This window comes from Halomonas stenophila (genome assembly GCF_014192275.1).
GTDB lineage: Bacteria > Pseudomonadota > Gammaproteobacteria > Pseudomonadales > Halomonadaceae > Halomonas > Halomonas stenophila.
Window position 1 is genome coordinate 298,054 of the sequence record NZ_JACHXR010000003.1, and the last position, 13,292, is coordinate 311,345.

The window sequence follows — 13,292 nt, forward strand, 5'->3', positions numbered from 1 at the left end:
CATGACCATGACCCACACGCCCCTCGTTTCCCCCGATACGATCCGCGACCGCTTCTCCCGCGCCATGTCGGCCATGTACCAGGCCGAGGTGCCCCAGTACGAGTCGCTGCTCGCGCTGGTCGAGCAGGTGAACCACGAGACCCTCGAACGCGATCCCGCCCTGGGCGAGCGGCTCGAGGCCCACGACGAGCTGGCCCGCCTCGGTGTCGAGCGCCACGGCGCCATCCGGGTGGGCAGCGCGGCGGAGCTTTCCATGCTGCGCCGCCTGTTCGCCGTGATGGGCATGCACCCGGTGGGCTACTACGACCTCTCCGCGGCCGGCGTGCCGGTGCATGCCACGGCGTTTCGTCCCGTCGACGACGCCGCCCTGGCCCGCAACCCCTTCCGCCTCTTCACCTCGCTGCTGCGTCTCGAGCTGATCGAGTCCCCCGAGCTTCGCGAGCGCGCCGCGGCGATCCTGGCCGAGCGCGACATCTTCACCCCCGCTGCCCGGGAACTGATCGCGCTGCACGAGGAGCAGGGCGGCCTGACGGACGAGCAGGCCGAGCGCTTCATCGCCGAGGCGCTGGAGACCTTCCGCTGGCACCGCGACGCCACCGTGGATCTGGACACCTACGAGGCCCTGCATGCCGAGCACCGGCTGATCGCCGACGTGGTCTGCTTCCGAGGCCCGCACATCAATCACCTCACCCCGCGGACCCTGGACATCGACGAGGTCCAGCGCCGCATGCCGGCGGCCGGCATGCACCCCAAGGCGGTCATCGAGGGGCCGCCCCGTCGCGACTGCCCGATCCTGCTGCGCCAGACCAGCTTCAAGGCGCTGGAGGAGCCGACCCGCTTCCTCGGCGAGCGTCAGGGCACCCACACCGCCCGTTTCGGCGAGATCGAGCAGCGCGGCGTGGCGTTGACCGCCGAGGGCCGGACCCTCTATGACAGCCTGCTCGGCGAGTCCCGCCGCCAGGCGGCCGGGCTGGGCAACGCCGAGCACCAGCAGCGCCTGGCGGCGATCTTCGCCGACTTCCCGGACCGCGAGGAGGCGCTGCGCCGCCAGGGGCTGGCCTTCTTCGAATACCGGATCACCGAGGCCGGCCGCGCGGCCGGCCGGGTCGAGGAGACCGACCTGGAGGCGCTGATCGACAAGGGTCTGGTGGTCGCCCGGCCGATCACCTACGAGGACTTCCTGCCGGTCAGCGCGGCGGGCATCTTCCAGTCGAACCTGGGGGACGGCGGCGGCGAGGCCTATGCCGGCAACGCCAACCGCGAGGCCTTCGAGGCCGCCCTCGGCGTGCCGGTGACCGACGAGCTGGCCCTCTACGCCGAGCGCGAGCGGGCCTCGCGGGCGGCGGTCCTCGAGGCCCTGGCGGCCTGATCCCGCGCCGGCGCCGTGATCCCGCCAGCGACTCGGTTATCATGGCGGCATCGCCCACGGACAGGGATGCCCCATGCCGCTGCTCGACAGCCTCTCGCCGCTTGCCGCCTCCCTCAACCTGCTGCTGATCCTGCTCTCGGTGCTGACCTCGGCCTTCACCGCGGCGGTGGGGGCCGGGGGCGGGGTGCTGATGATCATGGCCCTGGCCCAGGTGATGCCGGCGGCGGCGCTGATTCCGGTGCACGGCATGGTGCAGCTGGGCTCCAATGTCGGCCGCATGGCCATGACCTGGCGCCACGTCGACCGGGCCACCCTGCTGGCCTTCCTGCCCGGGGTGGCGCTCGGTGCCCTGGCCGCCGCCTGGTTGCTGATCCGGCTGCCGGAAGGGGTGCTGGAGCTGTGCATCGCCGCCTTCGTGCTCTTCACCTGTTGGGGACCGGGCCTTCCCAGGCGCGCCCTGGGCCGGGCCGGCACCCTGGTCGTCGGGGCGGTGACCACCCTGCTGTCGAGCCTGGTCGGGGCCAGCGGCCCGGTGGTGGCGGCCTTCATCAAGCAGGGCCAGCCCGGCCGGCTGGCCAAGGTGGCGACCTTCTCCGCCTGCATGATGGCCCAGCACCTGACCAAGGCCTTCGTGTTCGGCGTGGCGGGGTTCGTCTTCCATGACTGGCTGGCCCTGATCCTGGCCATGGTCGGTGCCGGCTTCGCCGGCACCTGGCTGGGGCTGCGCCTGCTGCATCGCCTCTCCGAGCACCGCTTCGACAGCCTCTTCCGTGCCGCCCTGACGCTGTTGTCGCTGCGCCTGGCCTGGCTGGGCCTGCAGCGCCTGGGGCTGGGATGAGCCCGGCCCGCGCCAGGGCTATCGCAGTCAGCGCTCGGGCTGATCCGTCGACAGGTCTGCGAGGGGGCGCTGTGAACCCCTCCCTGGGCGCTACCGACGCCATCCTTGGCGTAGGACCCCCTCTACGACCTGTCCCCGGCGCCCCTCGCCATGCCCAACTGCGATTGCCTTGCGGCCCGCGCCCCCTCGCTGACGGGGCGGCGCACGGCGGACGAGAGGCCTTGCCGAGCTTGGGATATGCTGAGAGGCATGACCGGCCCGCGCCGGCCCTCCCACTGGCTGCCTTCGGGGACCCGCCATGCTGCGTCGAGCCCTCTCCCTGCAGACGCTGATCGCCCTGTCGATCGTCGGGCTGATGCTGATCCTGGCGGGGGTGCTGCTGTGGCATGGCGCCCGGGGGGCCGACAGCGTGCTGGTCAGCGCCGTCCGCGATACCGGGTATCAGCTCGCCCTCACCACCGAGGAGCGCTCCCGGCGCCTGATCGATCCGGCTCGGGTGGTGGTGCGCCTGCTGGCCCGGGACGACCTCGCCTCCGACGAGCTGCTGGCCGATCGCCTGGAGAACCTGCCGCTGCTGGCCGGTGCCCTGGAGACCCATGAGGTGGCCAGCGCCGTCTTCATCGGCTATGACAGCGGCGACTTCCTGCTGCTGCGGCCGGTGGCCCGCGTGGCCGAGGACCGCCTGCCACAGGTCGAGGGCATCGCCCGGGCCCACTACCTGGTGCAGACGGTCTCCCGGGATCCCGGTGGCCAGCGTTACGGCGAGTGGCGCCTCTACGACGAGGCCCTCGAGCTGCTGGGGCGGCGGGCCATGCCCGACTATGACTTCGACCCGCGCACCCGGCCCTGGTACCGGCAGGCCCAGTCCTCCGTCGACGAGCACCTCACCGCGCCCTATGTGTTCTCCACCACCCGCGAGATCGGTATCACCCTGTCCAAACGCAGTGCCGATGGCCGCGCCGTGGTGGGGCTGGATGCCTCGCTGGCGGACCTCGGCGCCGAGATCGCCTCGCTCCGGCTCACGCCGGGGACGCGGCTGGCCGTGGTCTCCCGGCGCGACCGGGTGCTGGCCCATCCCGAGGTGCAGCGCCTGCTCGTCGACACCCCCGCCGGCCCGCGGCTGGCGCAGCTGGGCGAGCTGGAGGACCCGGTCCTGTCCCGCCTGGATGCGCTCGGCCGGCAGGAGGAGGCGGTGCGCTTTCGCGTCGCCGGGGAGGCCTGGTTCGGCATGCGCCTGCCCTTCCAGGCCATGGGCGCGACCCAGGCCCACCTGCTGTTGGCGGTACCGGAACGCGAGATGCTGGCCGGGACGCGCCGCCTGCACTGGCAGCGCTCCCTGGTGGCCGGTGGCCTGGTGCTCGCCCTGCTGCCCCTGGGGATCTGGGTCGGGCATCGTCTCGGCGAGCCGCTCTACTCCCTGGCCGAGCAGGTCCGGGCCCTGGCCGGCTTCGATTTCGCCGGCTACCGCGGCACCGCCTCGCCGGTGCGCGAGGTCCAGCAGCTGAGCCAGGCCCTGGAGGGCATGGCCGGCAGCATCGCGGACTTCCAGCGCATGACCCGCACGCTCAGCAGCGAGCCTCACCTGGAGACGATGCTCGCCGGCGTCCTCGATGACCTGCTGCGGATCACCGACAGTCGCCATGGCGCCATCTACCTGGTGGACGAGGCCGACGCCTCGCGCTTCGCCTGTGTGGCGGAGGCGGGCAGCGGCGACGAGGATGCCCGCCTGCCCGGGCACCTGGTGCTGCCGACCGTGACGCAGGAGGGGCTGGCGGCGCTGAGCGGCCGGCTCGAGACCCGCGGCTATCTGGTCCAGCCGCTGTGCAACCGCAGCGGGCACCGCCTGGGGCTGCTGCTGCTGGCCCTGCGCGGGGAGCCCGATGCGGGTGACGACCTGCCCTGGCGGCGTTTCGTCGAGGAGATTTCCGGCGCCGCCGCCGTGGCCATCGAGATGCGCCGCCTGCTGGAGGGCGAGAAGCGCCTGCTGGACGCCATCGTCGAGCTGATCGCCGCGGCGACCGATGCCAAGTCCCCCCATACCGGCGGCCACTGCTCGCGGGTACCGCAGCTCGCCGAGATGCTGCTGCAGGGCGCGGAGCGCGACCGAAGCGGTCCCTTCGCCGGCGAGATGGTGGACGAGGAGCGGCGCACCGCCTTCCACCTGGCCGCCTGGCTCCACGACTGCGGCAAGTTGACCACGCCCGACGACGTCATGGAGAAGGCGACCAAGCTGGAAACCCGCTACAACCGGATCCACGAGATCCGCACCCGCTTCGAGGTGTTGTGGCGGGACGCCGAGGTGGCCTACTGGCAGGGCCGTGCCGAGGGCGGCGAGGCGGGAGCCCTCGGCGAGACCCGGGCCCGGCGCCAGGCCGAGCTCCAGGCGGCCTGGCGGCTGGTCGCCGGTGTCAACCAGGGCGGCGAGCGCCTCGACGAGGCCCGGGCCCGGCGGCTGGACGACATCGCCGAGTGGCGCTGGTGGCGGCATTTCGACGATCGGCTGGGGGTCTCGGAGGACGAGGCCAGGCGCCTGGCCCGGGAGCCCGAGGTCGCCCTGCCGGCGGCGGAGCCACTGCTGGCGGACCGGCCCCGGCACCTGGTCGACTGGGCCGTCAAGCCGCCGCCGGTGGCCCCGGAGGACCCCGACAACCGCTGGGGCTTCGACATGCGTCCCCCGGGGGTGGCCGGCCACCAGGGCGAGCTCTACAACCTGCGGGTGGTGCGCGGCACCCTCAACGACGTGGAGCGCTTCCGCATCCAGGAGCACATCGTCCAGACCATCATCATGCTGGAGTCGCTGCCCTGGCCCGCCCACCTGCGCCAGGTGCCGGCGATCGCCGGCAACCACCACGAGCGCATGGATGGCCAGGGCTATCCGCGCCGCCTGGTGCTGGCCGAGGCGAGCCTGGAAGAGCGCATCATGGCGGTGGCCGACGTCTTCGAGGCGCTGACCGCCGTCGACCGTCCCTACAAGCCCGGCATGACGCTGTCGCAGTCCCTGTCGATCCTGGCGGGCATGGTCCGGGATGGCCACCTGGATCCCGAGGTCTTCCAGTTGCTGCTCGACAGCGGGGTCTGGCGCGACTACGCGGCGCGCTTCCTGGCGGCCGAGCAGATCGACCGGGTGGACATCGACGACATCAAGGCCCAGGCGGGGCTGGTGCGACCGGTTTCATGAGGGGCAACAGGGGCGAAGCCGTGAATTGAGCAGGACATTGGCGTCTTTCGCCCTGTACAGGCTGGCTGCGTGGGTCATAATGCACTCATGTAGCAAGCCAAACATCAGGGGAACGTCAATGGGGTCCACGAGCTTCCTGCGGTGGCGCCTTGCCGCCGTCGTCACGCTGCTGGCCGGCCTGCTGGTCGTGGCCGGCGCCGCCCAGGCGGACAATCCGCGCTATGCCGGCATCGTCATCGATGCCGACACCCACGAGATCCTCTACGCCGAGAATGCCGATGCGCCTCGCTACCCGGCCTCGCTGACCAAGATGATGACCCTCTACCTGCTCTTCGAGGCCCTCGAGGGACGCAGCATGAGCCTCGATGACCGCCTGCCGGTGTCGGCGGCGGCGGCGGCCATGCCGGCCACCAAGCTGTACCTCAAGCCCGGCGAGCGGCTCCCGGTGGAGACGGCCATCGAGTCGCTGGTCGTGAAGTCGGCCAACGACGTGGCCGTGGTGGTCGCCGAGGCGCTGGGCGGCAGCGAGGCGCACTTCGCCCGGATGATGACCGACCGGGCCCGGGAGCTGGGCATGGACGACACCACCTTCCGCAACGCCTCCGGGCTGCCGGATGACCGCCAGGTGACCACCGCCCGGGACATGGCCGTGCTGTCGCGGCGGCTGATGCTCGACTTCCCCCAGTACTACCCCTACTTCTCCCTGCAGCGCTTCGCCTGGCGGGGCAAGACCTATCGTGGCCACAACCGCCTGCTCGCCAACTACCCCGGCACCGACGGCCTCAAGACCGGCTTCATCCGGGCCTCGGGCTTCAACGTGGCGACCTCGGCGGTGCGCGACGGGCGGCGCATGCTGTCGGTGGTGATGGGCGGCTTCTCCGCCGCCTCCCGGGACGAGCACATGGCCGAGCTGCTGGATCGCGGCTTCGTGCGGGCCTCCCTGGCCGATGGCTCCGGCTGGCTGGCCAACACCGCGATCGCTGGCGGGCGCCTGATGCCCGGCGCCGAGGCGCCGATGCAGCCTGCCGGGCAGATGCTGGCGAGCCTCGATACCGCCACCACCGCCTCTGCGACCCCGGTCAGGGCCCGGCCGGCGTCCGCCGAGCCGGCGGTCGCCGCTACGGCCAACACCCCCGTGGCCAGCGCCCCGGCGGCTAGCGCTCCGGCGGCCAGCGCCCCGGCGGCCGGTTCCTCGACGGCCGTCGCCCCCTCCATCGACGAGACCCTGGTGCCGGCCCGACCCGTCATGGCCGAGCCTGTCGAGACGCCGCCGACGACGGCGACCAGTACCGCTGCCTCGGCTCCGGTGACGACTTCCGACGACCCCATCCGCCAGGTGCTCGCCGAGGGTGATGCGGCCGCCGGCGGCTGGGGTGTGCAGATCGGTGCCTTCAGCGATGCCGACCACGCCCGGCGCCTGGCCGCCCGGGCGGCCGATCGCCTGGCCACCGAGCTGGCGAATGCCCGGGTCGCGGTGCCCCGTGTCGACGGCGCGGGCGTCTATCGCGCGCGCCTGGTGGACATGCAGGAGGGGCAGGCCCGCAGTGTCTGCCGGCGCCTGCAGGCCCAGGGCATGGACTGCATGGTGGTTCAGGCCAGCCTCTAGGTGTGACGGTTCATCCGCAACCTGCCCGGAAGCCTTGCCGTCGCCCGCGGCACCCCTTAGGTTGGTAGGAAATCCTCGCCCCGCCGGTTTCGCCGGCGGGGTGGTTTTTTCCCTCCCCGGACGCGGGGGAGCCGACGCAAGGAGGCGGTTCGCATGTCGTCGTCGCTGAAGGGCATCCTGTTCATGTGCGGCGGCGTGCTGTGCCTGGCGCTGGGCGATGCCGTCACCAAGTGGTTGGGCGAGACCCATTCGCCGCTGCAGATCATCTTTTTCCGTACCCTGGTGTCGCTGCCGCTGATTGCCCTGATCGCGCGCTTCAACGGCGGGCTGCGGACCCTGGGCACGCGACGGCCGGGAATGCACCTGCTGCGCGGTCTGATCTTCGCGGCGACCATGATCAGTTTCATGTGGGGACTGGTGTTGCTGCCGCTGGCCACCGCCACGGCCATCGTCTTCGCCGCGCCGCTGTTCGTGACGGTGCTGTCGGTGCCGCTGCTCGGCGAGCGGGTCGATCGCCCGACCTGGCTGGCCACGTTGCTGGGCTTCGTCGGCGTGCTGGTGGTGGTGCGCCCCGGCTCCGCGGGCTTCCAGCCGGCCATGCTGGTGGTGGTCGCCGCGGCGCTCTTCTACGCCCTGACCATGCTCACCGCGCGCCGCTACGGAGGCCGGGAGCATCTCTGGGCACTGGTCTTCTACACCACCCTGGTGCCGTGCCTTGTCGCGGCCCTGACCCTGCCCTGGGTGTGGCAGGCGCCGGCCCCGCTGCACTGGGTCGGCTTCCTGGTCGGCGGCGTGCTCGGCGTCGGCGCCATGGTGGGCATCACCCTGGCCTTCCGCCATGCCCCGGCGGCCATCGCCGCGCCCTTCGACTACACGGCCCTGCTGTGGGCGGTGCTGCTGGGCTGGGGCTTCTGGGGCGAGGTGCCGGATCCCTGGGTGTTCGCGGGTGGCAGCCTGATCATCGCCAGCGGCCTGGCCATCGCCTACCAGGAGCGACGCGTCGCGCTGAATCGGCGGCCGACCCTCTAGCGGGTCAGCGGTCGTCGGGCCCGCGTGGGAAGGTGCGGGCGGCGGCCTCGGGATCCGGGGTGCCGCAGATGGCGGAGATCACCGCCAGGCCGTCGGCCCCCGCCCGGTACACCTCCCGGGCGTGCTCGGCGTTGAGCCCGCCGATGGCCACCGTCGGCAGCGGGCTCGCCGCCACCAGCTCGGCCAGGCCCGCGAAGCCCAGGGGCTGGGCGTGGTCGTGCTTGGACGGGGTGGCGAAGACCGGCCCCAGGCCCAGGTAGTCGAGCCGCCCCGTGTCGACCCGGGCCAGCTGCTCCTGGGTCTGCACCGAGAGGCCGAGGATGGCCTCGGGGCCCAGGGCCGCCCGGGCATCGGCCACCTCGCCGTCGTCCTGGCCGATATGCAGGCCATCGGCGTCGCTGGCCAGCGCCACCTCCAGGCGATCGTTGATGATCAAGGGCACGCCGCTGCCGGCCAGTGCCGCCTTGAGCCGGCGCGCCAGGGGCACGAGCTCGGCGTCGCTGGCGTGCTTGTCGCGCAGCTGCACCAGGGTCACCCCTCCGCGCACCGCGGCCATGACGGTCTCGACCAGCCCGCGGGCCTCGCACAGGCCCGGGTCGGTGACCAGGTAGAGGGACAGGTCAACTCGCATCGGTGATCTCCAGGCGCTCGGCGGAATCGATGGAATGCATAGGGCCTCCCGGGGGAGGGGAGGCGCCGGCCCGGAGGCGAGCCGGCACGACTCCCTCCGCCGGCATTATCCGGGTCAGGTGATAAGGGTGCCTCTCAGCCGGTGCGGCGTGCCGCGCCGGCGCCCCTGTCGTCAATCGTCACTATCCCCGTTCGGCCGCAGGCTGTAAAGGCGCGGCGGTTCAGGCCGCCAGCTGCAGGGCCCCCAGGGTCAGCAGGCTGGCCTGGCTGAGGTGCTGGAGACTCCGCGTGCGGCTGGCGGTCTCGGGCTCGTCTGGGTCATGGCGCTCCGGGCGCAGCAGGGCGGTCGCCGCGGCGGCCAGGCCGATCAGGCCCAACGGCAGGCCGACCTTGCCCCAGCAGGCGATCAGGCCGCCCGCGGCGAGCACCAGCACCCCGGCCATCACCAGCCAGCCGGCTCGCTGCCGGGCGGCGGTCGACGCCATCGGCATCGTCTGTGTCATCGGCATGCTCCTCTCGGGTCGTTGTCGTTGTCGTTGTCGTTGTTGTCGTCAGCATGGCTCACGATGTAACCACGTTAGGGGCGTCAGCTTAAGGTGCGCTTAAACAACGATGACATTTCGATAACAACGGTGACACCAGGCGATCAGCGCCGGGGCAGTCGGGCGACGACGCGCAGCCCGCCGCCGGGCGCCTCGTCCAGCTCCAGGTAGCCGCCATGGCGCTGCACGAGGCGGTCGACGATGGACAGGCCGAGGCCGGCCCCGGCCCCGGGCCCGGCGCGGTGGAAGCGCTCGAGGGCCTGGGCGCGACGGGCCGGGGGAATGCCGGTGCCCTGGTCATCGACGCTCAGGCCGAGCAGGTGCGCCGTGGCCGTCAGCGAAATGCCTACCTGGGCGCCCTGCGGCGAGTGCTGCAGGGCGTTGCCGACCAGGTTCTGTACCAGGGTGCCGATGGCCCCGGGCTCGGCGGTCAGCCCCCAGTCGGCGACCTCGTCGGCGTCGAGCCGGATGTCCTGGCCGCGATCGGCGGCCAGGGGCATCAGCTCGGCCAGGGCCTCGCGGGTCTCGTGGAGCAGGTCGACCGGCTGGCCGGCGGCATCGACCTCCTGCTCGGGGTCCAGGCGGGCCAGGGTCAGCAACTGGGTGACCAGGCGGGTGGCCCGGGCGACCCCGTCGCGCAGCTGGGTGAGCGCCTCGCGGCGGTCGTCCGGGTCCTGGCTGGCCAGGGCGTTCTGGGCGTGCAGGTCGAGCACCGCCAGCGGGGTGCGCAGCTCGTGGGCGGCATCGGCGATGAAGCGCTTCTCCCGGATGCGCATGTCACGGATCCGCTCGAGCAGCCGGTTCAGGGCGCCGGCGATGGTGGCGAGCTCCCGGGGCAGCGGCGAGGCGGGCAGGGGACGCAGGTTCTGGGGGTCGCGGCTGCGGATCTGGTCGGCCATGCGGGACAGCGGGCGCAGCCCCCAGCCGATGGCCCACCACAGCAGCAGCGCCAGCACCGGGAGCCCGACCAGATCCGGGGTGAGGGTGCGCAGCGCGATGAGCCGCACCAGCTCGCCGCGCACATCATCCCGCTCGCCGACCAGTACCCGCAGGCCGTCACCGGGCCCGCTCAGGGCATGGACCCGCCAGGCATGGTCGTCCAGTTGCACGTCCTCGTAGCCGTCACGAAGCGGGGTGAAGGGCCTCGCCGGGGCACTGGCCGAGCGCAGCAGCAGGCTGTCCCCCCGCCAGACCTGGAAGGCCAGCTTGCTCTCGTAGCGATGGCCGGCGATGTGCTTGTCGGCCTGGTCGGCCCGTTGCAGGGCGCTCTCGAGGCTGGCCAGCAGGGCGTCGCGGCGCTCCTCGGGCAGCGGGGCGCGCATCAGGCCCTCGAGGAGCCGGGCGTTCTGGGTCAGCCGGGCGTCGAACAGCTCCTCGACCTCGTGGGCGGCATCCCGGTAGCTGGTGACGCCGATCACCAGCATGCTGAGCCCGAACACCAGCAGCACGATCCCCAGGGTGCGGCGGCGGATCGAGCTCATTCGTCGCCGTCCCGTGGCGGCTTGTCCATCACGTAACCGATGCCGCGCAGGGTGCGGATCATCTCGGGGGCGAGCTTGCGGCGCAGGTGGTGCACGTGGACCTCGATGGCGTTGCTCTCGACGTCCTCGTCCCAGCCATAGACCAGCCGGGTCAGGGTGTCCCGGGTGAAGACCCGTCCCGGGTGGCCGAGGAACTCCTGCAGCAGGGTGAACTCGCGACGCGAGAGCTGCACCGGCTCGCCCCGGAAGCTGACTCGGCGGGTCCCGGGGTCGAGCTCGATGCCCCGAAAGCGAATCACGCTGCTGGCATGCCCCTGGCTGCGGCGGAGCAGGGCGCGCAGCCGCGCCTTGAGCTCGGCCACCTCGAAGGGCTTGGTCAGGTAGTCGTCGGCGCCGGAATCCAGCCCCTGGATGCGGTCGTCGATGCCGTCCCGGGCGGTCAATACCAGCACCGGGACCCGGTGGCCGGCCCGCCGCAGGCGCTCGAGCACCGCGATGCCGTCCAGCCGGGGCAGGCCCAGGTCGAGGATGACGGCATCGAAGGGCTCGTCGCCGCGCAGGGTGGCCAGGGCCGTCTGGCCGTCGGCGAGGATATCGACGGTGTAGTGCTCGGGTTTCAGCGCCAGGCGAATGCCCGACGCCAGGCTGGGGTCGTCCTCCACCAGCAGTATGCGCATGAGCGGTCCTCGTCAGTGATCGGGCTCGGCGGCGCGTCCAGGCCCCCGCCGCGCCTGCTCGTGCAGATAGTCATCCCAGAAGAACAGGCTGTCGAGTCCCTCCGGGGTCACGGCCAGCTGTTGGGGCACGCCGTCGCCAGGAGCGATTGCTGAGGGACGAGAGAGGGACGGTCGCGCATCGGGGCATCTCCAGGACGGTTCCCCGATACGATGGTGGAAGCAACTTAACGCAGGCTTAAGTGCGCCGCCGGCGCATTCAGGGGGCCGGGGCGGCGGCCCCCAGGAAGCGCTCCTGCCAGTAGTCCTGTGACAGCGAGGTGACGCTGACCCGCCGGCCGCGTCCGGGGGCATGGATCATCTCGCCGTCACCCAGATAGATGCCCACATGGCTGGCCTGGCCCCGCCCGGCGGTGGCGAAGAACAGCAGGTCGCCGGGTCTCGCCCGTTCGATCCGCGGCAGGCGCTCGTACTGGCGACGGGAGGTGCGTGGCACCCGGATGCCGGCCCGGGCATAGACCCGCTGGACCAGCCCCGAGCAGTCCAGGCCGCGGGACGAGGTGCCGCCGTAGCGGTAGGGGGTCCCCAGGGACTGGCGGGCCTCGGCCAGGATCAGGGCGCGGTCCACGCTCAGTTGTGCCGCGTCGCGGGTCGCCAGGTCGCGGCCCGCGCAGCCGACCAGGGCCAGCAGCATCAGCAACCATCCGGCATGGCAGCCGAGGCGGGGCAAGGTGTTGATCGGCATGCGCTATCTCACCGAAAGGAGATGCGGGTCCCGTGGGCCAGCATCTCGTCCGGGGTCATGGCATGGCCCGGCACGCCGATCATCTCGTCCCCGCACTGATCGGCACAGGTGAGCACGCCGTGGGTCAGGCCCAGGTCGCCGAGCAGGTCGCGGATCTCGCCGGTGCCGAGGAAGGTGCAGGTGCGACCCTCCTTGTCGGACAGCGCGGAGATGCCATTGGCATGGTGGAAACGCACGGTATAGATGCCATCCATGGACTCCACTTCGACGATCGGCGACAGGCCATGGGACAGGGCATGGGACAGCTGCTTGAGGGTGATGTGATCGCCCAGGGACATGTCGATGGCGGTCATGGAGAGCTCCTGGAAACGCGTGACGTGTATAGCCAATGTAGAATCCTCCGCGGTGCCCCGCCAATCCTTCGCGAGCTCGAGGCGGGCACGTGAGGCGGCGAGCGCGGCAGGGTCGCGACCGCTTGCGGGGCCCTCCACTATTGTATAAGTATTGTATATGTTTGAGCGGCGTCATGGCCGACCGGGGTGGAAAAGTCCTGCGGTTGCCACCATACCTGTAGAATGCCTCACGACCCCCGACAAGGAGATCCCATGAGTTTCAAGGGCGAGCAGCATCCCGGCGTGAAGACGCCGACCGGTGATACCGACGGCTTCCGCCTCAATCACACCATGCTGCGGGTGAAGGACCCCCAGGCGGCACTGGCCTTCTACTCGCGGGTCTTCGGCATGCGCGTGCTGCGCCGTCTCGACTTCGCGGAGATGCAGTTCTCGCTGTACTTCCTGGCCCGGCTCGACGACGAGGAGCAGGTGCCGGAGGATACCGACGAGCGCACCGTCTGGACCTTCAGCCAGCGGGGCCTGCTGGAGCTGACTCACAACTGGGGCACCGAGGACCAGGCCGACTTCGCCTATCATGACGGCAACGCCGAGCCCCAGGGCTTCGGCCATATCTGCTTCTCGGTGCCGAACCTGGAGGCCGCCGTGGCCTGGTTCGATGCCAACGGGGTCGAGTTCATCAAGCGTCCCGACCAGGGCAAGATGAAGGACGTGGTCTTCGTCAAGGACGTCGACGGCTACTGGATCGAGGTGATCGAGGCCGCCCGAATGGCGGGCAAGGGGGACTGAGGTCCCCGGCCGTGGAGATTCCCGACGCCTGAGACTGCCCGGCTCGACCGATGCGTGATGC

12 protein-coding genes and 1 riboswitch are annotated in these 13,292 nt (G+C 71.5%); of the genes, 6 read left to right on the forward strand and 6 right to left on the reverse strand.

What is annotated here, in order from left to right:
• Positions 1 to 7: 7 nt before the first annotated feature.
• The 5 genes from hglS (at position 8) to FHR97_RS07940 (ending at position 8,020) form a co-directional block, all read left to right on the forward strand.
• Positions 8 to 1,369 (forward strand): 2-oxoadipate dioxygenase/decarboxylase HglS, encoded by a 1,362-nt coding sequence (gene hglS / locus FHR97_RS07920; RefSeq protein ID WP_183383242.1) that lies wholly within the window; start codon positions 8 to 10, stop codon positions 1,367 to 1,369.
• A 73-nt stretch (positions 1,370 to 1,442) separates the two neighbouring features.
• Entirely contained in the window at positions 1,443 to 2,207 is a 765-nt protein-coding gene (locus FHR97_RS07925; protein ID WP_183383243.1) for a sulfite exporter TauE/SafE family protein, read from the forward strand.
• 298 nt (positions 2,208 to 2,505) lie between these two features.
• The gene (locus FHR97_RS07930; RefSeq protein ID WP_183383244.1) at positions 2,506 to 5,385 is read left to right on the forward strand and encodes an HD domain-containing phosphohydrolase; all 2,880 of its coding nucleotides are present in this window, start codon (positions 2,506 to 2,508) and stop codon (positions 5,383 to 5,385) included.
• A 118-nt stretch (positions 5,386 to 5,503) separates the two neighbouring features.
• A complete protein-coding gene (locus FHR97_RS07935) occupies positions 5,504 to 6,991 on the forward strand; it encodes a D-alanyl-D-alanine carboxypeptidase family protein (RefSeq protein ID WP_246403846.1) in 1,488 nt (495 codons plus the stop codon).
• 153 nt (positions 6,992 to 7,144) lie between these two features.
• Positions 7,145 to 8,020 carry a DMT family transporter gene (locus tag FHR97_RS07940; RefSeq protein WP_183383246.1) on the forward strand — a complete coding sequence of 292 codons (876 nt, stop codon included), beginning with the start codon at positions 7,145 to 7,147 and terminating at the stop codon, positions 8,018 to 8,020.
• Between the two features lie 4 nt (positions 8,021 to 8,024).
• On the opposite strand, the gene thiE is transcribed toward FHR97_RS07940, so the two are convergent.
• The 6 genes from thiE to FHR97_RS07970 form a co-directional block, all read right to left on the reverse strand.
• On the reverse strand, positions 8,025 to 8,651 hold the full coding sequence (gene thiE, locus FHR97_RS07945; protein WP_183383247.1) for a thiamine phosphate synthase: 627 nt from the start codon (positions 8,649 to 8,651) through the stop codon (positions 8,025 to 8,027).
• Positions 8,652 to 8,725: 74 nt separating this feature from the next.
• Positions 8,726 to 8,828, reverse strand: a riboswitch (TPP riboswitch).
• Between the two features lie 43 nt (positions 8,829 to 8,871).
• Positions 8,872 to 9,153, reverse strand: coding sequence for a hypothetical protein (locus FHR97_RS07950; protein WP_183383248.1), 282 nt, complete (start codon positions 9,151 to 9,153; stop codon positions 8,872 to 8,874).
• Positions 9,154 to 9,296: 143 nt separating this feature from the next.
• Positions 9,297 to 10,673 (reverse strand): ATP-binding protein, encoded by a 1,377-nt coding sequence (locus tag FHR97_RS07955; protein WP_183383249.1) that lies wholly within the window; start codon positions 10,671 to 10,673, stop codon positions 9,297 to 9,299.
• Positions 10,670 to 11,350: a response regulator transcription factor gene (locus FHR97_RS07960; protein ID WP_183383250.1), complete on the reverse strand. Its 681-nt coding sequence runs from the start codon at positions 11,348 to 11,350 to the stop codon at positions 10,670 to 10,672. The genes FHR97_RS07955 and FHR97_RS07960 overlap by 4 nt, the downstream gene beginning before the upstream one ends.
• Positions 11,351 to 11,606: 256 nt before the next feature.
• Positions 11,607 to 12,092 carry a C40 family peptidase gene (locus FHR97_RS07965; protein WP_183383251.1) on the reverse strand — a complete coding sequence of 162 codons (486 nt, stop codon included), beginning with the start codon at positions 12,090 to 12,092 and terminating at the stop codon, positions 11,607 to 11,609.
• Between the two features lie 8 nt (positions 12,093 to 12,100).
• Complete coding sequence (locus tag FHR97_RS07970; RefSeq protein WP_183383252.1) at positions 12,101 to 12,445, reverse strand: DUF6482 family protein; 345 nt, start codon at positions 12,443 to 12,445, stop codon at positions 12,101 to 12,103.
• A 252-nt stretch (positions 12,446 to 12,697) separates the two neighbouring features.
• Between FHR97_RS07970 and gloA the strand changes: the two genes are divergently transcribed.
• Positions 12,698 to 13,231, forward strand: coding sequence for a lactoylglutathione lyase (gene gloA / locus FHR97_RS07975; protein ID WP_183383253.1), 534 nt, complete (start codon positions 12,698 to 12,700; stop codon positions 13,229 to 13,231).
• The last annotated feature ends 61 nt before the right edge of the window (positions 13,232 to 13,292 follow it).